At 59.6% G+C, this 25,957-nt stretch carries 16 protein-coding genes and 1 tRNA gene; 5 read left to right on the top strand and 12 right to left on the bottom strand.

The features are described 5' to 3' along the window. Positions 1-29: 29 nt before the first annotated feature. Both KI614_RS12095 and KI614_RS12100 read right to left on the bottom strand, forming a co-directional pair. Positions 30-9,116 carry a heme utilization protein gene (locus tag KI614_RS12095; protein ID WP_226405973.1) on the bottom strand — a complete coding sequence of 3,029 codons (9,087 nt, stop codon included), beginning with the start codon at positions 9,114-9,116 and terminating at the stop codon, positions 30-32. Between the two features lie 161 nt (positions 9,117-9,277). Next, positions 9,278-9,895, bottom strand: coding sequence for a ParA family protein (locus tag KI614_RS12100; protein WP_203467268.1), 618 nt, complete (start codon positions 9,893-9,895; stop codon positions 9,278-9,280). 101 nt (positions 9,896-9,996) lie between these two features. Here KI614_RS12100 and KI614_RS12105 point away from each other — a divergent pair, with 101 nt between their 5' ends. Continuing rightward, a complete protein-coding gene (locus tag KI614_RS12105) occupies positions 9,997-10,800 on the top strand; it encodes an IclR family transcriptional regulator (protein WP_226405974.1) in 804 nt (267 codons plus the stop codon). 310 nt (positions 10,801-11,110) lie between these two features. Here the strand turns inward: KI614_RS12105 and KI614_RS12110 are convergent. Beyond that, positions 11,111-11,184, bottom strand: a tRNA-Thr gene (locus KI614_RS12110). Between the two features lie 45 nt (positions 11,185-11,229). Between KI614_RS12110 and KI614_RS12115 the strand changes: the two genes are divergently transcribed. After that, positions 11,230-13,005, top strand: a complete 1,776-nt coding sequence (locus KI614_RS12115; RefSeq protein ID WP_226405975.1) for a sensor domain-containing diguanylate cyclase — start codon at positions 11,230-11,232, stop codon at positions 13,003-13,005. A gap of 25 nt (positions 13,006-13,030) precedes the next feature. Beyond that, entirely contained in the window at positions 13,031-14,251 is a 1,221-nt protein-coding gene (locus KI614_RS12120; protein ID WP_226405976.1) for a glycosyltransferase family 2 protein, read from the top strand. On the opposite strand, the gene KI614_RS12125 is transcribed toward KI614_RS12120, so the two are convergent. The 9 genes from KI614_RS12125 to KI614_RS12165 all read right to left on the bottom strand — a co-directional run bounded on the left by KI614_RS12125 (position 14,234) and on the right by KI614_RS12165 (position 23,945). Continuing rightward, entirely contained in the window at positions 14,234-14,962 is a 729-nt protein-coding gene (locus KI614_RS12125; protein ID WP_226405977.1) for a cephalosporin hydroxylase family protein, read from the bottom strand. The two genes, KI614_RS12120 and KI614_RS12125, sit on opposite strands and share 18 nt — an antisense overlap. Positions 14,963-14,980: 18 nt before the next feature. Beyond that, a complete protein-coding gene (locus KI614_RS12130; RefSeq protein WP_226405978.1) occupies positions 14,981-15,793 on the bottom strand; it encodes a TylF/MycF/NovP-related O-methyltransferase in 813 nt (270 codons plus the stop codon). Continuing rightward, the gene (locus tag KI614_RS12135) at positions 15,790-16,611 is read right to left on the bottom strand and encodes an NAD-dependent epimerase/dehydratase family protein (protein WP_226405979.1); all 822 of its coding nucleotides are present in this window, start codon (positions 16,609-16,611) and stop codon (positions 15,790-15,792) included. The genes KI614_RS12130 and KI614_RS12135 overlap by 4 nt, the downstream gene beginning before the upstream one ends. Beyond that, the gene (locus KI614_RS12140; protein WP_226405980.1) at positions 16,608-17,099 is read right to left on the bottom strand and encodes an acyltransferase; all 492 of its coding nucleotides are present in this window, start codon (positions 17,097-17,099) and stop codon (positions 16,608-16,610) included. The genes KI614_RS12135 and KI614_RS12140 overlap by 4 nt, the downstream gene beginning before the upstream one ends. Next, positions 17,096-17,626 (bottom strand): dTDP-4-dehydrorhamnose 3,5-epimerase, encoded by a 531-nt coding sequence (rfbC, locus tag KI614_RS12145; RefSeq protein WP_226405981.1) that lies wholly within the window; start codon positions 17,624-17,626, stop codon positions 17,096-17,098. The genes KI614_RS12140 and rfbC overlap by 4 nt, the downstream gene beginning before the upstream one ends. Beyond that, entirely contained in the window at positions 17,613-18,716 is a 1,104-nt protein-coding gene (rfbG, locus tag KI614_RS12150; protein WP_226405982.1) for a CDP-glucose 4,6-dehydratase, read from the bottom strand. The genes rfbC and rfbG overlap by 14 nt, the downstream gene beginning before the upstream one ends. Further along, on the bottom strand, positions 18,709-19,485 hold the full coding sequence (gene rfbF, locus KI614_RS12155; RefSeq protein ID WP_226405983.1) for a glucose-1-phosphate cytidylyltransferase: 777 nt from the start codon (positions 19,483-19,485) through the stop codon (positions 18,709-18,711). The genes rfbG and rfbF overlap by 8 nt, the downstream gene beginning before the upstream one ends. After that, entirely contained in the window at positions 19,482-22,082 is a 2,601-nt protein-coding gene (locus KI614_RS12160; RefSeq protein ID WP_226405984.1) for a tetratricopeptide repeat protein, read from the bottom strand. Before KI614_RS12160 ends, rfbF begins: the two co-directional genes overlap by 4 nt. 69 nt (positions 22,083-22,151) lie before the next feature. After that, positions 22,152-23,945 carry a tetratricopeptide repeat protein gene (locus tag KI614_RS12165; RefSeq protein WP_226405985.1) on the bottom strand — a complete coding sequence of 598 codons (1,794 nt, stop codon included), beginning with the start codon at positions 23,943-23,945 and terminating at the stop codon, positions 22,152-22,154. 127 nt (positions 23,946-24,072) lie between these two features. Between KI614_RS12165 and KI614_RS12170 the strand changes: the two genes are divergently transcribed. Further along, positions 24,073-24,888: a flagellin gene (locus KI614_RS12170; protein ID WP_226405986.1), complete on the top strand. Its 816-nt coding sequence runs from the start codon at positions 24,073-24,075 to the stop codon at positions 24,886-24,888. A gap of 222 nt (positions 24,889-25,110) precedes the next feature. After that, positions 25,111-25,926, top strand: coding sequence for a flagellin (locus tag KI614_RS12175; protein WP_226405987.1), 816 nt, complete (start codon positions 25,111-25,113; stop codon positions 25,924-25,926). The last annotated feature ends 31 nt before the right edge of the window (positions 25,927-25,957 follow it).

A 25,957-nucleotide genomic window follows, 5' to 3' on the forward strand; every position in this document is an offset into this window, starting at 1 on the left:
GGCAAACTCCCGCTCAGCCCGGTTGCAACTTACTTTCCGTTGGCCAGCAAGCCGTTGACCGCAGGATTGTTCGGATCGAGCGGCTGCGGCACCAGATTCGGCGCTGCACTCGGGGCATTGCCGAGCAGCGGCTGACCGTTCGGATCGTACTGATTCAGTACACCGACCAGCTGACCCACCGTGCTCGTCGCACTGCTGCCCGTCGCCTGGCTGACCGGATCGACCGGCTGCGCATTGCTCGTGCTGCCCGACTCGCCGTAGGTCGACATCGCCTGGACCAGATTGTTCACTTTCCCGGTCAGGAACCAGACGTCGGCCATCTCGTGGCTCTGACCATCGGCCGTCGTGTAAGCCGAGTTCAGACCAACGATGTTGCCGTTGTTCTGGGTCGGCGACGAGGTGGCTTGCAGGTTCAGTTCGGTGATGCCCAGATCCTTCAGCTTGAACAGCTCTCCGGCCTGGCTGATGCCGTCCGAGTTGCCATCAACCCAAACCTGTAGCTGATCGAAGGCGGCATCGCCCTGGCTGATCACGCCGTCGGCGTTGCTGTCCAGATCGGCCAGTGCTTCGTAGCCGGTCTTGGCCTTCTGGCCGTTCGACAGGATCGTCGCTTCGCCGAACAGTTCGCCACCGCCATTGATGCTGCCGTCACCGTTGCGATCCAGCACCAGCAGGCCGTCGCCGCCGCTCACCCAGCCGGTCTGGACCTTCTCGCCCGTACCGTAGATGTCGAACTGGACACCGTTGCGGATGCTCTGCGTTTCGATGCCGTCACCGTCAAGGTCGAGCACCAGTGGCGTACCAAGCTGGAGGGCGCGAATCTGATCGGTCGTAAAGGAGGCAACCTGAGTCGAGGTAAAGCTTTCGACCTGTGTCGTACTCAAGGCATCCAGTTGGGACGTCGTCAAGCCAGCCGAAATCTGCGTCGTGGTCAGCGCAGCAATCTGCGTCGTTTTGAAGGCCGCGAAATCAGCTGTTTCGATTGCCGCAATTTGCTCAGTGGTAAATGCAGCGACTTGCGAGGTTGTCAGGTTGCGCATCTGATCGGTCGTCAAGGCGACAACCTGATTGGTGGTCAAGCCCTGGGCAACCTGCGTTGTCGTCAGCGCAGCCAGTTGCGTCGTCTTCAACACGGCCAGATCGGCAGTCTCGAGTGCCAGCAGATTGTCGGTCGTCAGCGCCACCAATTGTGCGGTGGTCAGCGCCAGCACCTGGGTTGAACCGAGTGCCACGACCTGCTCCGTCGTCAATCCGGCAGCAACCTGAGCGGTAGTCAGCGCGGCGACCTGCGCCGTGATCAGCGCAGCCACATCGGCTGTCTGAAGCGCAGCAACTTGTGCCGTGGTGAGCGCTGCAAGCTGGGTGGTCTTGAGCGCAGCAGCCTGTGTTGTCGTCAGGGCAACGATCTGATCCGTATTCAGGCTGGCCGCCTGGGACGTGGTCAGTGCAACGAGCTGTGAGGTCGTCAGGGCAACGATCTGATCGGTCGTCAAACCGGTCGACACTTGCGTTGTGGTCAAGGCAGCAACCTGGGTCGTCTTCAAGGCGGCAACATCTGCCGTCTGGAAGGCCGCCACCTGATCAGTCGTCAGCGCAACGATCTGATCGGTCGTGAAACCGCCGACCAGCGTCGTCGTCAGCGCCACGATCTGCTCTGTGGTCAGACCCTTGGCCACCTGATTGGTCGTCAGCGCAGCGATTTGTGCCGTAATCAAGGCGGCGATATCCGCCGTTTCAATGGCAGCGACCTGCGTCGTCGTCAGCGCAGCAATCTGCGCCGTCTTCAGCGCCCCCGCCTGAGCCGTCGTCAGCGCAGCGACCTGCTCCGTGGTCAGGCCCTTGGCCACCTGATCCGTCGTCAGCGAGCCAATCTGGGCCGTCGTCAGCGCGGCCAGATCAGCCGTTTCGATGGCGGCGACTTGCGTCGTGGTCAGTGCAGACAACTGGGCCGTCTTCAACGAAGCGGCTTGCTCCGTCGTCAGCGCAGCGACTTGTTCCGTCGTCAGGCTGGCGGCCTGGGCGGTCGTCAGACCAGTCAGCTGAGCTGTGGTCATCGCGGCCAGGTCAGCGGTTTCCAGTGCCCGGATATTGCTTGTGCTCAATGCGGCAATCTGGGCCGTCAGCAGGCTTGCGGCTTGCGTCGTGGTCAAGGCGGCAACCTGATCGGTCGTCAGACCAGACGCAATCTGCGCCGTCTTCAGCGCGATCAACTGGCTGGTTTTGAGGGCCACAATCTGGTCGGTGGTCAAACCCTTGGCGACCTGATCCGTCGTCAGCGCGCCAATCTGGGCCGTCGTCAGGGAAGCAATATCAGCCGTTTCGATGGCGGCAACCTGGGTGGTCGTCAGCGCGGCAATCTGCGTCGTCTTCAAGGCTGCCGCCTGATCGGTCGTCAGTGCGACAACCTGATCGGTCGTCAGGCTGGCAGCTTGCGAAGTCGTCAAGCCACCCAGCTGTGTCGTGGTCAACGCGACCAGATCGGCCGTTTCCAATGCCTGGACATTGCTTGTACTCAATGCGGCAATCTGGGCGGTCAGAAGGATGGAAGCCTGCGCCGTGGTCAAGGCAGCCACCTGATCGGTGGTCAAACCTGCGGCGACTTGATCGGTCTTCAGGGCAACGATCTGGCTGGTCTTCAGGGCAACGATCTGCTCCGTCGTGACCCCCTTCGAAATCTGCGAAGTGGTCAAAGCACCGATCTGGGCCGTCGTCAGCGCTGCAATATCCGCCGTTTCAATCGCCGCAACCTGCATCGTGGTCAGTGCAGCGATTTGGGCCGTTTTCAGTGCAGCCGCCTGCTCGGTGGTCAGCGCAACGACCTGCTCGGTCGTCAGGCTGGCCGCCTGCGAAGTCGTCAGACTACCCACCTGCAGGGTCGTCAAGGCAGCAACCTGAGCTGAGGTCAGTCCCAGTGCAACCTGACTGGTCGTCAAGGCAGCAACCTGGGTCGTCTTCAAGGCGGCAACATCTGCCGTCTGGAAGGCCGCCACTTGATCAGTCGTCAAGACCACCATCTGGGCTGTTGTAAAGGCACCAACCAAACTGGTCGTCAGGGCAACAATCTGATCGGTCGTCAAACCACTGGCGACTTGCGCCGTCGTCAGCGCGGCGACTTGCGCCGTCGTCAACGCAGCGATATCCGCCGTTTCAATGGCAGCGACCTGCGTCGTCGTCAGCGCGGCAATCTGCGCCGTCTTCAAGGCCCCCGCCTGAGCGGTCGTCAGCGCAGCAAGCTGCTCCGTGGTCAGACCCTTGGCCACCTGATCCGTCGTCAGCGAGCCAATCTGGGCCGTCGTCAGCGCGGCCAGATCAGCCGTTTCGATGGCGGCGACTTGCGTCGTGGTCAAGGCAGACAACTGGGCCGTCTTCAGCGAAGCGGCTTGTTCCGTCGTCAGCGCAGCGACTTGTTCCGTCGTCAGGCTGGCGGCCTGGGCTGTCGTCAGACCGGTCAGCTGAGCTGTGGTCATCGCGGCCAGGTCAGCGGTCTCCAGCGCTTGAAGATTGCTCGTCGTCAAGGCAGCAATCTGGGCCGTCAGCAGGCTTGCCGCCTGCGTCGTGGTCAAGGCGGCAACCTGATCGGTCGTCAGGCCGGACGCAATCTGCGCCGTCTTCAGCGCGATCAACTGGCTGGTTTTGAGGGCCACAACCTGGTCGGTGGTCAAACCCTTGGCGATTTGATCCGTCGTCAGCGAACCGATCTGGGCCGTCGTCAGGGAAGCAATATCAGCCGTTTCGATCGCCGCAACCTGGGTCGTCGTCAGCGCGGCGATCTGGGCCGTCCTCAAGGCTGCCGCCTGATCGGTCGTCAGTGCAACAACCTGCTCGGTCGTCAGGCTGGCCGCTTGCGAAGTCGTCAGGCCACCCAGTTGTGTCGTGGTCAACGCTGCCAGATCGGCCGTTTCCAACGCCTGGATATTGCTTGTCGTCAGCGCACCGATTTGAGCCGTAAGCAGGTTCGCTGCCTGTGTCGTGGTCAGTGCCGCAACCTGATCGGTCGTCAGGCCAGCAGCAATCTGGGCGGTTTTGAGCGCGACCAGTTGAGTTGTCTTCATCGCCACCAGTTGCTCGGTGGTCATGCCCTTCGACAATTGCGAAGTGGTCAGCGATCCGATCTGGGACGTGGTCAAAGCCGCGAAATCATTGGTTTCAATCGCAGCGACCTGCGTTGTCGTCAGTGCGGAGATCTGGGTCGTCGTCAAGGCGGCCGTCTGAGCGGTGGTCAGCGCCACGACCTGCTCGGTCGTCAAGCCGGCAGCCAGTTGCGCCGTCCGGAAGGCGGTGACCTGCGTCGTGGTCAAGGCAGCCAGATCAGCTGTTTCAATCGCGGCAAGCTGCGTCGTGGTCAGAGATGACAGTTGCGCCGACGTCAGGCTGGAAGCCTGCGACGTCGTCAGTGCCGCCATCTGATCGGTCGTGAAGCCCTTGGAAACCTGATCGGTGGTAAAGGCAGCAATCTGGGCCGTGGTCAGCGCGGCCAGTTGATCCGTCGTCAGACCCTGAGCAATTTGCTGGGTCGTGAAGGCCGGAATCTGCGAAGTCTTGAAGACCACCAGATCAGCCGTTTCCAGTGCTGCGATCTGGGCTGTCGTCAGTGCGGCAATCGGGATGCCGGCCAGACTGACAATCTGAGCCGTGGTCAGCGCAACAATCTGATCGGTCGTGAAAGCGGCGATCTGCGTCGTCTTGAAGGCAGCGATCTGAGCCGTCTTCAATGCCTGCAGATCGGTCGTTTCGATGGCAGCAACCTGCGCCGTCGTCAGGGCGCCAATCTGTGCCGAGGTCAGGCTGGATGCCTGATTGGTCGTCAGCGCAACGATCTGTTCGGTCGTCAGACCCAGCGAGACCTGATTGGTCGTCAGACCGATCAGCTGTTCGGTCTTCAGAGCAGCCAGATCTTCAGTCTGGATCGCCTGCACGCCACTGGTCGTCAAGGCAGCGAGTTGCTGCGTAGAGAAAGCCGTGATCTGGGTCGTGCTGAATGCCACCACCTGGTCGGTGGTCAAGCCCTTTGAAATCTGGTTGGTTGTCAGCGAGGCGACCTGAGCCGTGCCCAACGCTGCGATCTGGTCAGTCGTCAAGCCACTGGCAATCTGGGTCGTCGTGAATGCAGCCACCCGGCCAGTCGCCAGGCTGGCCACATCTTCGGTTTCCATCGCGGCGACCTGAGTTGTCGTCAGGGCGGCAACCTGAGCCGTAGTCAAGCCAAAACGAGCCTGGGTTGTGGTCAGTGCGGCAACCTGATCGGTACTCAAACCTTGGGCAACTTGTGCCGTGGTCAGCGCAGCAACCTGAGTGGTCAGCAGGGACTGGATCTGAGCCGTGGTCAAGGCTGCGACCTGTGCCGTGGTGAACACTGCGACTTGCGCCGTCTTCAGCGCAGCCACATCTTCCGTCTGCAGCGCAGCCACATCCTCGGTCTGCAAGGCCATGACTTGAGCCGACGTCAGGCTGCTCACCTGAGCCGTCGTTAGTGCCTCAGCCTGCTCGGTCGTCAGTGCGACGATCTGGGCCGTTCTCAGGGCAACCACTTGCGCGGTGCGCAAAGCCTGCAGATCGGCCGTCTGGATCGCGGCCACCTGAGCCGTCGTCAATGCCGCAACCTGGGCGGCGCTCAGGCCGGCCGCCTGAGCCGTCGTCAGGGCAACGACCTGGTCGGTGGTCAAACCCTGGGCCACCTGAGCCGTCGTCAGTGCAGCAACCTGGGCCGTGCTCATTGCCGCCAGATCTTCGGTCTGGATGGCAGCAACCTGAGTCGTCGTCAGTGCAGCCACCTGGCGTGTCGCCAGAGCGGCAGCCTGATCAGTCGTCAAGGCGGCGACCTGATCGGTCGTCCAACCAGCGCTCAACTGTGCGGTGGTAAAGGCAGCCACCTGGTTGGTGGTCAGCGCGACAAACTGATCGGTCGAGAGGCCCTTGGCAATCTGGTTAGTTTCCAATGCGGCGATCTGGGCCGTCTTGAGCGCGGCAAGATCGGCCGTTTCAATACTGGCTACTTGAGTGGTGGTCAGTGCGACCAATTGCTGTGTCCGCATTGCGGCGAACTGCTCCGTGCCAAGCGCGACGATCTGGTCAGTCGTCAGCCCCTTGGCCACCTGATCGGTGGTCAGCGAGGCAACCTGGGCAGTGGTCAAAGCCGCGACCTGTGCAGAGGTCAGGCCTTGGGCAATCTGGCTGGTCAACAGTGCAGACAGAACCGCGGTCTTGAGGGAAGCGACGTCGGCCGTTTCCATTGCAGCCAACTGCTCCGTGGTCAGTACGACAGCCTGGGCAGTCGTCAGCGCCTGAATCTGGGCGGTCGTCAGACCGGCAATCTGGGCGGTATTCAACCCCTGGGCAATCTGGCTTGTGGTCATGGCCGCAATCTGCGCGGTACGCAGGGCAGCCACATCTTCGGTTTCCAGGGAGTTCAACTGGGTAGTCGTCAGAACCACACCCTGGGTCGTCGCCAGATTGGCGGCCTGAGTCGTCGTCAAGGCAACCAGTTGATCAGTCGTCAGACCTTGGGATACCTGGCCGGTGGTCAGCGCCTGAACTTGCGTCGTCTTGAGTACAGCCACGTCGCCGGTTTCGATCGCAGCAACCTGCGTTGTCGTCAGCGCGGCAATCTGCGCCGTCTTGAGATTGGTGATCTGGTCGGTCGTCAGTGCCACGACCTGGTCGGTCGTCAACCCCTGGGCAACCTGAGCAGTTGTCAGCGAGGCAACCTGCGTCGTATTCAGCGCCACCAGATCCTGAGTCTGGACTGCGGCAACCTGGGAGGTCGTCAGGGCAGCGACCTGACGGGTGGTCAGATTGGCCGCCTGCTCGGTCGTCAGTGCTGCGACATGATCGGTCGTCAGACCCAGCGAGACCTGATTGGTCGTCAGCGCAGCCACCTGGGCCGTGCCCATCGCAACCAACTGATCAGTCGTCAGGCCGGATTGCAACTGGGCCGTCGTCAGCGCGGCAACCTGCGTTGTCTTCAGTGCGGCCAGGTCTTCCGTCTGCAGCGCAGCCACATTGTTAGTCGACAAGGCGGCAACCTGGGTCGTCTTGAGATTGGAAGCCTGATCCGTGGTTAGCGCAACCACCTGCTCGGTCGTCAAACCCTGAGCCACCTGGCTGGTCGTCAAGGCAGCAACTTGTGCCGTCTTCAGGGCGGTGAAATCCTGGGTTTCGATCGCGGCGACTTGCGTCGTGGTCAGCGCGGCAATCTGGTTCGTCGTCAGGTTCGAAGCCTGATTCGTCGTCAACGCAGCCACCTGGTCGGTGGTCAACCCGAGAGAAATCTGGTTAGTCGTGAATGCGGCAACCTGGGCCGTACCCATCGCCACCAACTGATCGGTGGTCAGGCCGGTCTTGACCTGCGTCGTGGTCAACGCGGCGACCTGAGTCGTTTTCAGCGCGGCAACATCTTCGGTTTGCAGCGCGGCGAGATTGTCTGTTGTCAGGGCTGCAATCTGAGCCGTCTTGAGATTCGATGCCTGGTCGGTCGTCAAGGCGACAACCTGCTCGGTCGTCAGCCCCTGCGCCACTTGCGCCGTCGTCAGCGCAGCGACCTGGGCAGTTTTCATTGCCGCCAGATCTTCCGTCTGAATCGCCGCAACCTGCGTCGTCGTCAATGCAACGACCTGATTGGTCGTCAGGCTGGAAGCCTGATTGGTCGTCAGTGCAGCAATCTGATCTGTCGTCAGACCTTGCGACACCTGGGCCGTGGTCAGCGCGGCCACCTGGGCAGTCCCCAATGCGACAACCTGATCGGTCGTCAAACCGGATTTGACTTGTGTCGTGGTCAACGCGGCAATCTGAGCCGTTTTCAGCGCAGCCACATCCTCGGTCTGCAGAGCAGCCACGTTATCGGTCGTCAGCGCAGCAATCTGGGCCGTCTTGAGGCTGGAAGCCTGATCGGTCGTCAGCGCCACGACTTGCTCGGTGGTCAGCCCCTTGGCCACCTGATCGGTCGTCAAGGCTGCCACCTGAGCGGTTTTCAACGCGGCAATATCGGTCGACTCGATCGCGGCGACTTGCGTCGTCGTCAGCGCAACGACCTGATTGGTCGTCAAACTGGAAGCCTGGCTGGTCGTCAATGCGGCGATCTGGTCCGTCGTCAGCCCCTGTGCGACCTGGGCAGTCGTCAGCGCAGCCACTTGTGCAGTGCCCATTCCGATCAACTGATCGGTGGTCAGGCCGGTCTTGATCTGTGTCGTGGTCAACGCGGCAATCTGAGCCGTTTTCAGCGCAGCCACATCCTCGGTCTGCAGAGCAGCCACGTTATCGGTCGTCAGCGCAGCAATCTGGGCCGTCTTGAGGCTGGAAGCCTGATCGGTCGTCAGGGCTACAACCTGCTCGGTCGTCAAACCTTTGGCCACCTGATCTGTTGTCAGAGCGGCAATCTGGGCTGTCTTCAGCGCAGCAATGTCAGCCGATTCGATGGCAGCAACCTGAGTCGTCGTCAGCGCAATGACCTGATTGGTCGTCAGACTGGAAGCCTGACTGGTCGTCAGTGCTGCAATCTGGTCCGTCGTCAGGCCTTGTGCCACCTGAGCCGTGGTCAGCGCAGCGATCTGGGCCGTACCCATCGCCACCAACTGTTCCGTCGTCAGGCCGGTCTTGATCTGTGTCGTGGTCAACGCAGAAATTTGTGTCGTTTTCAATGCCGCCACATCTTCTGTCTGCATGGCAGCCAGGTTATCGGTCGATAACGCCGCCAACTGGGCATTGCCCAAACCCGCTGCTTGCTCCGTGGTCAGCGCGACCATTTGCTCGGTGGTCAGCCCCTTGGCTATCTGGTTGGTCGTCAGCGCGGCAAGCTGCGATGTTTTCAGCACAGCAAAATCGGCAGTTTCCATGGCCGCAAGCTGGGTCGTGGTCAAGGCGGCCAACTGGCGGGTCGCCAGATTCTGGGCTTGCGTCGTGGTCAGCGCAGCAATTTGCTCGGTCGTCAGTCCCAGCGAAACCTGATCCGTCGTCAAGGCAGCCAGGTCACGGGTTTCAATCGCCTGGATTTGCTCAGTCGTCAGCGCCGCAAGTTGCGCAGTGGAGAGTGCGATGTAATCCGCAGATCCCAAAGACACAATTTGCGTAGTGGTCAGCGCAGCAATTTGCGCGGTGGTCATGCCGATGACGATTGAGGCCATGATGCTTCCCCTTGGGAATATTCTGCTGAAAACGGTGGGAACTACACGGCGACTGCCCAAAAATAAAAAACAGCCGCACCCTAGATGGGTCAACGGCTGTTCTTTTTAAAACTTTAGGGACTTATCGAAAAAATGTCGATTCGCCCGTTTTCAATCTGTGGTCAGGCTTGCAGCCACTCCAGCAGAGGCTCCCACTGTGCCACATCTCGCTTGTGTTTGGCACGCGGCGGATCAAAAACAGTCATGCCTTGCGAAGCAACATTGACATAGTTCTGCGTATTGCGGAGGTAACCAAGAATGGGAATATCAAAGTGCTTCATATACTCCTCAAGCATCCCGGCCGCCTTGGTCCGAGGATCAACCCGCATGGCAACAATGCCGATGCTCTGACGGCGGCCACGCATCTCGTTGCGAATCGAGTTGAGAAAATCTTCCGTCGCTGCCATGTCGAAGACAGATGGAACCAGCGGAACGATGACCTTATCGACCACCCGCAGGTAATCTGACAGCTTGTATCCCTGCAGTCCGGCTGGCGCATCAAGCACCACCCAATCCGACTCCTTCGGCAAATTGAGCACAATCTGCCCACCGCCAAAATAACCGGTCACCTGCGGCAATGCCGGGTCGCGAAACGCCATCCAGCGCAATGACGACTGCTGGCGATCCAGATCGCACAGCGTTACCGTTTTATTCTGGTTGGCAAACGCGCCCGACAAATTTGTCGCCAACGTCGTTTTACCTGCCCCCCCCTTGGGGTTTGCCACCAACACTGCTCGCATCGAAGCCTCCCGGACTATTCTATTTTCCCCAATATTATATTCGTCACCGCAAGCCGGGCCTACATGCATAGAATAGAGGTTTTCAGGATCAAGGCTTAATCATGGTCACCAAAGTCGCCAGCGACCGGCAGGGAATTCAGTCAATCGAGGTTGGTTTTCGCCTGCTGCACGTGATCGCGGCAAACAATCGCCCGATGATGTTGCGCGACATCGCCAAAGGGGCCGGCATGCCTGCGGCCAAAGCCCACCGCTACATGGTCAGTTTCATGCGCATCGGACTGGTCGAACAGGACAGCGGCAGCGGACGTTACGATCTGGGTGCCTACGCGCTGGAACTGGGCCTCTCGGGCCTCGGACGACTGGACCCGGTACGCCTCGCTGTTCCGTTCCTGGAAGAGTTGTGCGAAACCGTCCAGGAAACTGTCGCACTTGCCGTGTGGGGCACGCATGGTGCAACCATCGTGCGCATCGCCGATGCCGGCGGGCCGGTGACCGTCACCCTGCGAGCCGGCACGGTGCTGCCGCTCTACAACTCGGCCACCGGACGTGCTTTTGCCGCCTTCCATCGCTCCCCCTACCTCAAGAAATTCCTCGACAAGGAACTCGATGAGGCCTCAGGAACAAGCAAAGTGGCAATCACCACGCTGCGCCGCCAACTTGAAAAGAACCTGACCGAAATTCGCGAAAAAGGTATTTCACGCGCCACCGGCAGCCTCACCCCTGGGATCAATGGCTTCAGCGCCCCGGTGTATGACCACTCAGGCCAAATGGTTGCGGCAATTACCTCGCTCGGCCCGGTTGGAGAATTCAATGTCGAATGGGACAGCCCGGTTGCCAGCGCCATGCTGAAAGCAAGCCAGGGACTCTCTCAGCGCCTCGGATTCTTGAGCCAGGAAAAACAGTAAGACAGCCGAGGCACCTTGCGATATCAGCAAAAAGCCAGAGCCAGCAGGGCGGGGTCATCGAGCAGATTCAGCGAGACGTATCCCGCCCAGCGATAGATAACCGCCGAAAGCTGCACAGTCCAATCTTCCATGCCCTGAATCATATCTTCCTCAACAATCAGACAGCCCAGAACGCCCCAAGCCGCCCAATTGCAAGCTCGTGTAAATTGCATTTTCGAGGCTCGCCGCGCCGGTTATCATCATGCAGCACAGAAAAACCTGCGACAACAAAAAGGCCACTCCGAAGAATGGCCTAACTGTTTGATTTTACTGGTGCCCCCGAACGGAATCGAACCATTACCTGATGATTACAAATCAACTGCACGACCTTCATGCTACGGGGGCCCAAAGCAATGGGGCCGGATTATAGCCTGTTAAACAAGATTCGACATGTCTACGCTGACCAATCCCTTTGAAATCGCCCGAGAAACACTGCGTTTGCTGGCGACACGCCGTACGCCGCCAACGCCGGACAACTACCTGACGATTTATCACGAAATCAGCGGCACCAAACCTGTTGGTGCGCCTTTTCCTGAAAAGCAGTTACGCACGCTCGCAGCAGCACTGCCAAAATCATCGCCGGATCAACTGCGACTGGCCCGGCAACTGGATGAGGCCGTCAAAAAAGAAAACTGGGATGATTTCCGCAGCAGTCTTGGTGATTTCGTCGCCAACCTGACTGAAATGCAGAAGCTTTCCTGGGCGCAGCTGATCGGCGACCTGATCGGTCAATGGGATGCCAAGCACATCGGATTGACCACGGCCCGCAAGCGTGAAGCACTGGAACATGTGCTGGCCGGCGCCGGCGCCAATCCGGAAACCCTGTTCAATCGCCTGCAGGGCTTGATGAAGTCCTGGGGCGAAGGCAAGGAGAATGAACGAGGGGAGGAAGCCGATGTGCCGGCCTTGGCTGCCCCCTCTGGAGCACCTGTTGCTGCGGCGGCTCTTTCACCGGGCAAGGCCAACGATTTGCTGCCTGAATTGCGGGAGTTGTTTGCCTTCACACTGGAAACGGCAATTGCCACCCAGCTTCTTGAGTCGCCGCCGCTCTCCAGCGATGCCAAGATACTGGCCGGCGACATCCGCAGCGCCGCAACGCCGGAGCAACTGCGCGAATTCCTGACCCGCCTCAAGCGCTTCGCCTTCAAGCTGGAATTGCTCGCCGAAGATCAGGCAGAACTGCGGCGCAGCCTGCTCAGCCTGCTGCGCCTTCTCGTCGAAAACGTCACCGAACTGGTTCTTGACGACCACTGGCTGCACGGCCAAATCGAAGTCGTTCGCGACATCATTGGCCAGCCCCTGTCGCAGCGCACGCTCGACGATGCCGAGCGGCGCCTGAAAGAAGTCATCTACAAGCAAAGCCAGCTCAAATTCAGCCTGCAGGAAGCCAAATCCTCGCTGCAGAAAATGCTCGCCGGTTTCGTCGACCAACTGGCCGATTTTGCCGATGCGACCTCCGACTATCACGACAAGATCGAAGGCTGTGCCGAACGGATCAGTTCGGCCAAGGACATTTCCGAACTGGGCACCGTGCTCGGCGAAGTCATGCGCGAAACCCAGGTCATCCAGCGCACTGCACGCAATTCACGCGACGAGCTGCGGTCGACCCAGGCCAAGGTCAAGGAATCGGAAGCGCGCATCAAGGAACTGGAAAATGAACTGGCCTCGACCAGCAATTTGGTTCGCTACGACCAGTTGACCGGGGTACTCAACCGGCGCGGGCTGGAGGAAATGTTCGACAAGGAAGTTGCCCGAGCAACGCGCCATGACACCTTGTTGTGCGTCGGCCTGCTCGATATCGACAATTTCAAGAAGCTCAACGACTCCCTCGGTCACAGCGCGGGTGACGAGGCACTGGTGCACCTGGCCCGAGTCTGCCGCGAAACCCTGCGCCCGCAAGACACCGTTGCCCGCTACGGCGGCGAGGAGTTCATCATCCTCTTGCCGGAAACACCGCTGGATGATGCCGCCAACGCACTGGCACGCCTGCAGCGCGAACTGACGCGCAAGTTTTTCATGCACGACAACGAAAAGGTCCTGATCACCTTCAGCGCCGGCGTCACCCAGATGAAGCCAGATGACGACCAGACCAGCGTTATCAAGCGAGCCGACGAAGCAATGTACGAAGCCAAGAAATCCGGGAAGAACCGGGTCATCAGCGTGTAAACCGGCCAATACCCCGGCACCGGTCATGATCTCGCTCTGCATGATTGTTCGCGACGAAGCCAGGCAGCTTCCGCGCTTCCTCGCCGGCACCGACGGTTTATGGGACGAGCTCTGCGTGGCCGACACCGGGTCGTGCGATGAAACACGTGAAATCCTGCAACAGGCCGGTGCAAAAATCATCGATTTCCCCTGGATCGACGATTTTTCGGCGGCGCGCAATGCCAGTCTGGCCTTGGCGACCGGCGATTGGATCATTTACCTTGATGCCGACGAATACCCGGCTCCTGCACTGATCGATGAAATCCGGGCGCTGGAGCACGACGCTCAAGCCGGAGCAGCCACGCTACTCATCCAGAACCTTCGCGAGCAAGGCAAGGTCGAGGAACAGCGCCTGCTGCGCATGTTCAGGCGCGACGGAGACATTCGTTTCGAGCATGCCATTCACGAAAGTATCGCCGGCCCGGTCGCGACGATGCTGGCCGAGCGAAATCTGAGCACTCGGCACCTGGGCAGCCCGGTTGAACATATCGGCTACCACCCCTCGCTGATGCAGCGCAAAAACAAACGCGAGCGCGACCGGCGCATTCTCGAAAACTGTCTCGCCCGCCAACCTGGCGATCTTTACTCCGGGTTCAAATTGCTCGAACTGGCCAACTACTGGTCCGACGCCCAACTGGCCGAGCAAACCGCCAGGCATCTGCACAGACAACTCCAGACATTGCCACCCGAAGCGCTCACCAGAAATCATTGGTTCAGCGACTTGCTGGCCCGCGTGGCGCGAACACTCTATCTCTCAACCCCCGACGAGGCGCTACGTTTTCTGGCACAGCACCCGATCACGCCGAGCCGTGACTATCTGGAAACCCGCGGCCTGTTCCTTGAGGCGCTTGGCCATCTGGCCGCCGCCGAACATGACTTTTCGGCGGCACTGGCCTTGTGCCGCCAAGCATGCCTTCCCGGACCGATGCATGTTGGCGCCTTGCTCGGTCTGGGTCGTGTGAAGCTGGGCGTCGGCGACATGATCCAGGCAAAAAGCCTGATCGACCAGGCGATCAGGCTCAACCCGGAAAATGCGACCAGCTTGCGCTACGCCTTGCTGATTGCCGAACTGAGCGGCGGCAAACCAACCGTTCAGCAGTACTGCCGCGAACTCGGCGAGCTTTATGGCGTAACGCAGACGCTCGCCGATTTAGCCGCCGAATTCGGGTTGACCGTAGCAGTAACGAACTCAGTCCTTGCGCCGTAGATAACCGCAACCGACCAGCGAGGTCATCAGTTTGTCGGCGTAATGCGCGTCGGTTTCAAACTCCGGATGCGTTGCCAGGAATTCCATGACCGCGGTTTTCGGGTTATCGCCCACTTCCCACGGACGATTCGGGAAGGAGCCCGGCGGCATGTCTTCAACAATGGTATCGAACACGATGCAGTAGCTGCCCGGCGAAACCAGCGGGCCATAAGCGGCCAGTTCAGCCATCACATGCTCGTGCGTGTGATTCGAGTCGAGGCAGACCAGAACGCGCTTGCCCTTGGCCAGCTCGTGCACCTGAGCCACCACCGCCGGATCAATGCTGGAGCCCTGGATCAGTTTCAGGCGCTTGCCCATCTGGTGCTTTTCGATCAACGGACGGTTGTGGTCGCGAATGTCGATATCGATACCGATCACTTCGCCATGGCCGACCAGTTCCAGCAACGAAGCCGAGTAAATCACCGAACCGCCGTGCGCCACGCCGGTTTCGATGATCAGGTCCGGCTTCACGTTCCAGACGATTTCCTGCAAGGCAATCATGTCGACCGGATTCTGGATGATCGGACGGCCCATCCAGGTGAAGTTGTACACCCAGTATTTGCGCATTGCCTGGGAGATCCAGGCCTGCGACAAGCCCTTGAACTCCGGGTCGCGGGTGTAGCTCTCGATACGTTCCTTCTTTTCCTGCTCAAACTGTTCAATCGGGTTCATGGCGTTCCTCGTGATCAATCAAAAATTCAGATAGCGTTCGGCGTTGCTGCGGTGAATATAGATGGCTTGCCCGGTATGCAGTGGAATAACGCCCGGCAAGCCCTGTTCGGCAAAATACTCGTCGGTCACCAGCTTGCAGTCGACATAAGCCGGCCAGCCGTAATCGTCGAGCACGACCACCGCACCATCGACCAGGCGCGGCACCAGGTATTCGAGACAAGCCAGCGTCGCCTGCCCGGTGTTGATATCGATGTGGGCATAACGCACCTGGCCAACGCTGGCATCGGCAAAGGTGTCGGGCACGAAACCGGGATGAAATTCGACGAAGTCGGCAAATCGTTCGAGATTCGCACGGGTTTCATCGACCGACACATCGTCGAAACTGCCACCGATACGCGCCGCTTTTTCCTCGTTGGTCAGATCGGCATCCGGTACGCCGGCAAAAGTGTCGAACAAGTGAAACCGCCCCTGTGCGCCAGCCTTGGCGAACACGTCTGCGGCGAGGAAGGCCGTGCCGCCACGAAAAACACCGCACTCGACGAAATCTCCGGCCGGACATTGCAAGGCCAGCTCAGCCATTTTCAGCAGGATGTAGGCCCGTGGTTCAACACCGTAGGCGCCCCAGGCGCCGCGCTCGATGGCATTGGCCTGGGCGTAGATCATGTTGAACATGCTGTCGTGCTTCCACGGCATGGCAAACGGCCCGACCACCGCCGTATCATAGCGTTCGCCTCCGGTCGTTACCGGCGCGATATGGTTAAGCGCCTCGATGATCCGCCCACCGTTCCTGACGTGTTGCAGGATGTATTCCGCCAGTTTCAGATCGCTCATTGCAGGGACTCGGCATAAAGGGCGCACAGTTCGGGAACATCATCCAGAGCCGAGCGCGGATTAAAAGAAAATTCAGCGTGCAGGCGACGCACATCGATCGCCGGAAAATCAAAGACCGGTGCGCCCGGGCGCACCGACCAGGGCACATTCAGAACACTGGCGATTGCTTCAACCAAGGCACCATTGGCCACATTCCGGCCGCTCGCCAGGTTGTACAGGTCGTGTTGCCCATCACGCAGCATCGCCACCAGCATCGGCACCACATCGGCCACGTGGATGTAGTCCTTGCCCGAATCGGCGGCGGTCCCCAGTTCGATCGCCCCGCGCTCCAGCCCTTCGAGAATCAGGCTGGCAAAGAAGTTGCGCGAACTGAAGTCCGGGCCATACACATTCGACATCCGGACCACCTTGACGCCGGGGCGCCGGGCGTTGAAGCACAGACTCTCGCCGAGCAGTTTGGAGAGGTTGTAGAGGTCGCTCATCGGGCGTGGCTGGATGATCATCGAAGCATCCTCGGCCGTGCCGCCGTAATCGCCGTAAACACGGGTGCTCGACAGGTAAATCAGCCGATCGAAGCGAGCCTTGCTCAGCACGCGGGCGAGATAGCCGACATGCGCCTCGACTGTCTCGAAAGGATGCTCGCGGAAATCCGACGTCATGCCAATGCAGTAATACACATCCCCGAGCGGCTGCTCGAAAATCGCCTCATCGCCCCGTACCGGCGCCCAGACCGGCTCATTCTGCCGCTCAAGATGGGCAACCAGGCTGGAGCCGACAAAACCGGTCGCGCCAAGGACGGTGTTCAGGGCCGGTTTCATTCGCCGCGCCAACCGGTCAAACGCAAGGGATTGCCGACGTTGATCGAATAAGCCGGCACGTCGCCGCGCACCACTGAACCGGCACCAATGACGCAACCACGGCGCAGGATGGCGCCATCGAGCAGCACGCAATTGGCCCCGATCCAGACATCGTCTTCGAGAATGATGCCACCCTTGCTCGGGCGGAAACGCTGGGCCTTGATCGTCAGATCGCGACTGGCATATTCATGATTGGTCGAAGCAAAAGTACAGTTGGCCGCAATCGCGCAATCCTCACCAATGCGCACACCGTTGCCGGAATAGATGACGCAGCCGGAATTGATGAAGCTGCCGCGCCCAATTTCGACATCGCCGGTCCCGCCGACCGGCTTGATCTTGACGAAGGCGTCGATCACCACCTCTTCGCCGATGATGATTTTTGTCCCACGTACCGAATCTTCGATATCGGCCAATTTGGAAACACGGGCGCTGGGGGCAATCAGGATCATGGTTTCAACAAGGGATGAACAAGGTCGCGCGGCGACACGCCAACCGGCGGCAAAGGCCAGTCGATAGCGAGTGCCGGATCGTCGAAACGCAGGCCGCGCTCGGCGGCTGCGCAATACGGCTTGGACACCATGTAAAGCAGCGAGGAATTGTCTTCGAGCGCCTGGAAGCCGTGGGCGAAACCTTCGGGAATCAGCATCATCATGAAGTTGTCCGGCGTCAGTTCCTGGGCGAACCACTGGCCCCAGGTTTTCGAGCCTTCACGGATGTCGACCGCGACATCCCAGATCCGGCCGCTGACGCAGCGCACGAACTTGATTTCGGCATGCGGGGCAAGCTGGAAATGCATGCCGCGCACCGTTCCTTTTGCCACGGTCAACGACTGATTTGACTGTAAAACGGGATCGGGAAAACCTGCCGCGGCAAATTTTTCCTGACAGTAAATACGCGAGAAGTAACCGCGCTCATCGCGGATCGGCGCCAGCCTGACCAGACGCAGGCCGGGAATCGGCGTGTCAATGAACTCCACAATCGCCCCCAAGCAAATTCCGGTACGCCGCGATCTGCCCCAAAGTCAGTTCAAGCACTCCCGCAACCGGCGCATTTTCGGCCTGTTTGTACCAGTCGACCGTGCAAGCCAGCGCCTGATCGACGCTCCATTGCGGACGCCAGCCGAGATGCTGACGCGCCTTGGCAGAGGTCAGACTAAGCAGCCCGGCTTCGTGCGGCGCATTCGGATCGACCTGATGGCGAACTTCGGCTGCCCGCCCCCAAAGCTCGGCCATCGTGGCCGACACTTCACCGACACTGCGCACGCCGGACTCATCCGGCCCGAAATTCCACGCTTCGGCAATCGCCTCGCCGGCGAACAAACCTTCGGCCACCCGAAGATAGCCGGAGAGCGGCTCCAGCACATGCTGCCACGGCCGCGTTGCCGACGGGTTGCGCAAGGTCAGCGGCTGACCGGCCGCAAAGGCGCGCATCGCATCCGGCACCAGCCGATCCTCGGACCAGTCGCCACCACCAATCACATTGCCGGCCCGTACCGTGGCCAGCGCCACACCCTGCCCGCGCAAGAAGGAACTGCGCCAGCAATGGGCCAGCAGTTCGGTCGCCGCCTTGCTCGCGCTGTACGGATCCTCGCCACCGAGCGCCTCGTCCTCACGATAGCCCCAGGTCCATTCGCGGTTCAGGTAGCACTTGTCGCTCGTCACAACGACAACCGCCCGGACGCTATCGACCTTGCGGCAGGCTTCGAGCAAATTCATTGTTCCGGTGACGTTGACCGCGAAAGTCTCGGCCGGCTCGCGGTAGCTCTTGCGGACCAGCGCCTGGGCTGCGAGATGGAGCACGATTTCCGGCCGAAAATCGGCCATCACCCGCTCGACACCACCCGCATCGCGCAGATCGACGACGTGATGCTGCAATCGCCCGGCAATTCCTGCCGCAGCGAACAATTGCCCGGCGTGATCAGGCGGCAGTGCCAGACCGGCCACTTCGGCGCCCATATCGGAGAGCCACAAGGCCAGCCAGCTGCCCTTGAAGCCGGTATGCCCAGTCAGCAGGACACGCTTGCCGCGCCAGAAGTCAGCCGTCGGACCGCGCCAGAGTTCAGGCATTCCAGACTTTCCATGGCGCCTCGCCGGAGGCCCAGAGCTCTTCGAGCAGATTCTTTTCGCGCAAGGTATCCATCGCCTGCCAGAAGCCGGAATGGTAATAAGCCTCCAGCTGGCCTTCGCTGGCCAGGCGGTTCATCGGCTCCTGCTCCCAGGGCATCGCGTCGTTGTCGATGTAATCAATCACCTTGGGCGACAGCACGAAGAAACCGCCATTGATCCAGCCGCCATCGCCCGGGGGCTTCTCGCGGAAGCCGCTGACCCGGTTGCCGGTCAGTTCGAGCGCACCATAACGACCGGGCGGCAAAACCGCCGTCACCGTCGCCAGACGGCCATGTTCCCGGTGGAATTCGATCGCTTTGGAGATGTCGACCGTGGCAACGCCGTCACCATAGGTAAAGCAGAAATCTTCGCTGTCATCGAGATATTTGCGCACCCGGCGCAGACGGCCGCCGGTCATCGTTTCCTGCCCGGTATCGACCAGCGTGACACGCCAGGGTTCGGCGTGTTCTTCGTGCACTTCCATGCGATTGCCACGCATGTCGAAAGTGACATCGGACGAATGCAGGAAGTAATTGGCGAAGTACTCCTTGATCACATAGCCGCGATAGCCGAGGCAGATGATGAACTCGTTGATCCCGTGGCTGGAGTACATTTTCATGATGTGCCAGAGAATCGGCTTGCCGCCGATCTCGATCATCGGTTTCGGGCGCAGGTGGGACTCTTCGGAAATCCGGGTGCCCAGGCCGCCGGCAAGAATGACTGCTTTCATGATTGCTTGACCTCGTTTTGCTGATCACACCAGTGCTGCCACATGCCGCTCAACGCCGCTTCGAAGTGGCGCGCGAAACGCGGTGCATCCATCAACGGGCTAGTCAGCATCTTGTCGCGCAAGCCCTGGCGCAGGGCGAACAGGCGCTCACGATCCTCGGCCAGCTTGACGGCCAGACCGACGTATTCATCTTCGTTCGCGGCAATCAGCGAGTCCAGGCCGACATTCGACAGGATCATCACGCCCATGCGCGACATCAGGTGATGCCCGGCCAGCGTGACATAAGGCACGCCCATCCAGATGGTGTCGAAACCGGTCGTACCGCCGTTGCACGGGAAGGGATCAAGCGCGATGTCGATCTGGTTGTAAAGCTTGTACTGGTTTTCCTTGCGGCGCGGCACCAGTTCAAGGCGCTCGCGGCCCACACCGAAACGTGCGAAGCGGCTGGCGAACTCGTCGCACAGGGCCGGATCGCTGAAAGTGGTCCATTCCAGCATCAAACGGGAATCCGGTACGGCAAGCAGCACCTTGCTCCAGACCCGGATCACATCCTCGGTCACCTTGGCCAGATTGTTGAAGCAACCGAAGGTGATGTAGCCCCGTTCGACACAGGGTGCCACTTCGACGACTTCCGGACTGTTCTGGCCCGGACGATAGACGCAGTAGCTTTCCGGCAGACGCCACAGCGTCTCACTGCTCAGATGCTCGGTCATGCCGACCGGCTCGGCGTAGGCATTGGTCAGCAGATAATCCATCTGCTTGACGCCGGTCGTTGCCGGATGTCCCAGCCAGCCGAACTGCACGGGCGCAGCGCGACGGGCGAAGGTAAGCAGGCGGTTACCCGCGGTGTGACCACTCAGGTCGACCAGGATATCGACCTGATCGTCACGAATCTGCTGGCAAAGCGCTTCATCGCTCATTGCCCCGACGCCGCGCCAGCGCGTGACCAGTTGTTTCAGGCGGCGGGTGACATGGTCGGTGGCGAAATGACTGTAGTAGGCATAAATCTCGAAACGCTCGCGATCGAGTTCCTGCCAGACCGGTTCGACAAAATAGGCAACGGCATGATCGCGCAGATCGGCCGAGACAAAACCGACCCGGATTTTTCGCTTCGGATCGGGCGAATTGGCCAGTTTTACCCCGTCGACCGGGATAAGCGCCTGGCAGTGCATGGCCTCGAATTTCTGAGCCTCGGTAATGATTTCCTCGGGGGCAACGTGTGAGGCATACATCATCGAAAAAATCAGGTTGCTGTGATACTTGGCAATCGATACCGCCTGATGCTGATACTCAAGGCCTTTGGGCATATCGCCCATGTCCTTGTAGATCATCGCGATATTGGTTGCCGCGCCGACCAGATCGGCCTCCTCTGGATTGTTGTCGAGGATGGCCTGCAGCACCTTTTTCCCCTCCTCCGTCCGGCCGGCCTTGTGCAGGCACAAACCGTACTCATAGCCCAGACCGGAAATATCGGGGTCCAGCGCTTTCGCTTTTTCAAACTCGACCAGCGCCGCCTCGGCACGCCCCAGGCCGCTCAAGGTCGTCGCCAGCAACTTGTGGGCAACCGCATCATCCGGATCCAGTTCAAGCACTTTCCGGAAACAGGATTCGGCATCCTGCATCTTGTGCACCAGCAGGAAAGTCCGGGCCAACGAACCCCAGGCCGGGAGATAGTCGTCCTTCATCCCGATCGCCTGGCGGCACATGCGAATCGCCCGTTCCGGGTCACCTTGCAACTGGGCGACGGTGCCCAACGCGACACTGACTTCGGGGCGCGGGTGAATCTTGCCCGACTCGATCAGCGCCGTTTCTGCGTCTTTCAGCTGATCCATCCGGATCAACAGCAAGCCGCGTTCAAGCAGGAGATCGCTGGTTGCCGAGAAATCGGCAAGCGCCTGATCAAGCACCACCAGCGCTTCATCGAATTTTTCCTGACGGCGCAGCAGACGGCAGAAACTCAGGCGGATGTCGATATCTTCAGGCGCCAGGGCAATCCCTTGCTTGAGGAATGCCGCCCCCTCTTCGAAATCGCCTCTCAAAACCAGGGCCGACCCCAGATTGGTCAGGAAAGTCAGACTGCTGGGCGCCAGCGCCAGGGACTTGCGGTAACACTCGATCGCACCATCCAGATGGCCTTGCAACTCGAGCACGACCCCCAGGTTGCTCAGCGCCTCGGGTGACTGGGGACGAAGCGCCAAGGCACCGACCATATAGGGCAACGCATCGCCCGGCAAATTCTGGGCGCGGTAAAGCAGCCCAAGCCCGGTCATCGCCTCGAAACTATCCGGCTTGGCATCCAGTGCGGCCTTGTAAGCGCCCTCTGCGCCCTCCGTATCCTTCAGGTCACGCAGAATATCGCCCAATGTCACCCGAAACAGCGCAATTTCCGGGGCCAATTCAATGGCTTGACCGACCAGTTCCAACGCCACATCGAGCATTGAAATTTCACGGGCCAGCAGAGCCAGCAGATGCCAGGCGTCGGCACATGCGGGATTGGCTTCGATGGCGGCGTGATAACAGCGCTCAGCGGCATCTTGGCGTCCCGCCCGGTGATGTTCCAATCCTTCGGCAATGAGGGCTTCTGCGTCGTTAACCATAAATAGGTGACCGTTCTAATCAAGGTAGAATTTCAGGATGATTCTGGCTAGCAAAGACCATTCCAGCCATCAGGTAACAGGGGCTTTGCGTTGAGCACACCATTCACGCCACATGCCGCGCATTGCATCCTCGAAATTGCGCGAAAAAAGAGCGGCATCCATCAAGGGGCTTTGCCGGACACGATCCCTCAGCCCGTCACGTAGATGCCGGAGGCGGGGCCAATCGTTCGCCAACTGGATCGCCACCGAGGCGTAATCATCTTCATTGGAAACAACCAGTTCATCCAGACCGGCATGGCGCAGCAGATCCCCACCCATCCGGGCCATCATGTGGCCGCCTTCAAGTGAAACGAGCGGCACCCCCATCCACAAGGTATCGAATGTGGTGGTTCCGCCGTTGCAGGGGAATGGATCAAGCGCAATATCGATCCGGTTGTACAAGTGATACTGATGCTCCGGACGACGCCCCAGCAATTCAAGGCGCGCCGGATCAACCCCGCCCTCGGCAAAACGGTTGCGCACATCGTTGGCGAAAGAGGGATCTTCGAGCGCGTTTGCCTCCAGCAGCAGACGAGCTGTGGGCACCTTGACCAGTATCTGGCACCACAAGGCGATCACCTGCGGTGTCACCTTGGCAAAATTATTGAAGCAACCGAAAGTGATGTAGCCGTTATCATCAACCGGCGGATGGTCAATCGGCTCCGGGCTGCCATCATGGGGACGATAGACACAGAAAACGTCTTTCATGCGCCACGGTTTTTCGACCAGCAGGTGCTCCGTCAAGCCAGGTGGGTCGAGCGATGCATCGGTCAGCAACCAATCCATCGCACGCAAACCTGTCGTGGATGGATAGCCCAGCCAGGTCAGCTGAACCGGCGCCGGCTTCCGGGCAAAAGCCAGGAGGCGGTTACCGGCGGTATGCCCAGCCAGATCGACCAGAATATCAATCTTGTCCTCCCTGATCTGGGCCGCCAGTTGATCGTCACTCAGGCCAACTACCGGGCGCCACTCATCGGCCAGGGCTTCCATCCGGTCCGTCACCCGATCGCGGGTTGCCTGGTTGTAATAAGCGACCAGATGAAATTGCTTGCGATCCAGGTTCTGCCACAAGGGCTCGACAAAATAAGCCACGGCATGACGGCGCAGGTCCGGTGAAATGAAACCAATGCGTAGCGGACGTTCCGGCTCGGGGGTATTTTCGTGCCCCCAGTCGTCACGCCAGTAGCGACGGGCATGTACACGATCGAAATTGCGCGCCGTTTCGGCGGTGTAGTCGGGCATCCAGCCTTGACCGCAATAAATCGAGGTAAACACGAGATTGCTGTAAATCATCGGGTTGGCAGGCGAGGCGAGAATCCCCTTCTGGAAATAACTCACAGCCTCGAGCAGACGCCCCCGGTCCTTGTAGATACCGGCCAGATGGTTCCAGGCAACGTAATCTCCCGGATCGATTTCCAATGCGTGACGGGCAAACATCTCGGCTTCATCGAGTCGACCGTAGCGATAGGCTGCTTCCGCCAGGTTATCCCAGGCCCCCAAACATTCCGGCTCCTGATCGACCACCTTGAGCAGAATGGGCAAGGCCTCATCGCGCAGACCAAGACTCAGCAAAACCCCCGAAAAATTGGTCAGAATGCCCGAGTGATCCGGGTAATAGCGCAAAGCATATTGGTAAATAGCGATCGATCGCGCCGTTTCCCCCTTGTAACGAAAACCCAGGGCCAGCATATCGGCTCGCGCACAAAATGCCGGCTCGTCCGACTGCAAGGTAGCCAGTTCATCGAAGAGCTCGGCGAGAACGGCATCATCTTCGCGCGCGGGGATTTTCAGTCCGCCCGACTGACCAAGAAGTTCAGGTTTCATCTACACCTACCAAAAATTCCAAATTGCCCTCAAGTTTATTCTTGATTGCCCGTAATTGACTCAAGGGATCACGGAATAGCTTCAAAAAACCGGCGGTCACATCTCATTTGCTGCAAGGAGAATCAAAATGCCCCAAGTAATCAATACCAATATTCCTTCGCTGACCGCCCAGCGCAATTTGAATGCTTCGCAAGGCACGCTGAGCACGGCGCTTTCCCGCCTGTCTTCCGGCCTGCGCGTCAACTCCGCCAAGGATGACGCTGCCGGCATCGCCATTGCAACCCGCCTGGAAGCACAATCCCGCGGCATGAGCGTTGCCATCCGCAACTCCAACGACGCACTCTCTTTCCTGCAAACGGCAGAAGGCGGCGTTTCCAAGATTACTGAAGCCCTGAACCGGATGCGCGAACTAGCTGTTCAATCCGCCAACGGCACCTACACCTCCGGCGACCGCGCCAATCTGCAAGCTGAATTTGGTCAACTGGTCAGCGAAATTGGCCGCGTCGCATCGCAAACCGAATTCAACGGTCTGCAGATGTTCAACGGCAGTGGCAGCCAGACCTTCCAGGTTGGTGCCAACACTGGCCAAACGATTGATGTCAGCATCGACAATCTGACAACATCCACTTTCACGATTTCGGCTGAAGATATTACCAATGCCGCAAATGCCAACGACGCCCTCACCGCGATCGATAACGCAATGAATTTGGTCAACACCTTGCGCGCCACGCTCGGTGGAGCACAAAGCCGCTTCGAGTCGGTTGTTTCCCAACTGCAAGTGGCCCGTGAGAATCAGGAAGGTGCTCGCAGCCGCATCATGGACGCCGACTTTGCCGAAGAAACCGCCCGCCTGACCCGTGCCCAGATTCTGCAACAAGCAGGTACGGCCATGCTGGCCCAGGCCAACTCCCTGCCGAACAACGTGCTCAGCCTGCTCCGCTAAGCAACTGACACAACAAATCGTTGATTGATACGGCAGCTTCGGCTGCCGTATTCATTTGCAGGTAGAAAACCGGCCATCCCTTGCCCAGCAAGGAAAATTAGACAAATTTTTCATCGGGCAGGGCTCAAGTTTTCCGGAAGCAACCCGTAATTGACTCAAGGGGTCAGGCAACCAATGCTGCGACCCGGCAACCAACACCCAGATGCATCAAGGAGAGTCAAAATGCCCCAAGTAATCAACACAAACATTCCTTCGCTGACCGCCCAGCGCAATCTGAATGCATCGCAAGGCGCACTGGGCACGGCGCTTTCCCGCCTGTCCTCCGGTCTGCGCGTCAACTCCGCCAAGGATGACGCTGCCGGCATCGCCATTGCAACCCGCCTGGAAGCACAATCCCGCGGCATGAGCGTTGCCATCCGCAACTCGAACGACGCTCTCTCCTTCCTGCAAACAGCTGAAGGCGGCGTCTCCAAGATTACCGAAGCCCTGAACCGGATGCGCGAACTGGCCGTCCAGTCTGCCAACGGCACCTACACCTCCGGTGACCGTACCAATCTCGACGCTGAATTCAAGCAATTGGCCAGCGAAATCGGGCGCGTTGCCTCACAAACCGAATTCAACGGCCTGCAGATGTTCAACGGCAGCGGCAGCCAGGTTTTCCAGGTTGGCGCCAATACCGGGCAGACCATCGACGTCAGCATCAGCACGCTTTCTGTTGCATCGATCACGCTGGACACCTCGAATATCACCACCGCCAGCTCGGCAACCAACGTTATCGATGCAATCGATGATGCGCTGGATGGCGTGAATACCCTGCGTGCAACGCTGGGTGGCGCTCAGAGCCGCTTCGAATCCGTCGTCTCCCAACTGCAAGTCGCCCGTGAAAACCAGGAAGGCGCCCGCAGCCGCATCATGGATGCCGACTTTGCCGAAGAAACCGCCCGCCTGACTCGCGCCCAGATTCTGCAGCAAGCAGGGACCGCCATGCTGGCCCAGGCCAACTCCCTGCCGAACAACGTGCTCAGCCTGCTCCGCTAAGTAACTGACACAACAAATCGTTGATTGATAC

Origin of the sequence: Dechloromonas denitrificans (assembly GCF_020510665.1) — a bacterium.
Taxonomy (GTDB): domain Bacteria; phylum Pseudomonadota; class Gammaproteobacteria; order Burkholderiales; family Rhodocyclaceae; genus Azonexus; species Azonexus denitrificans_B.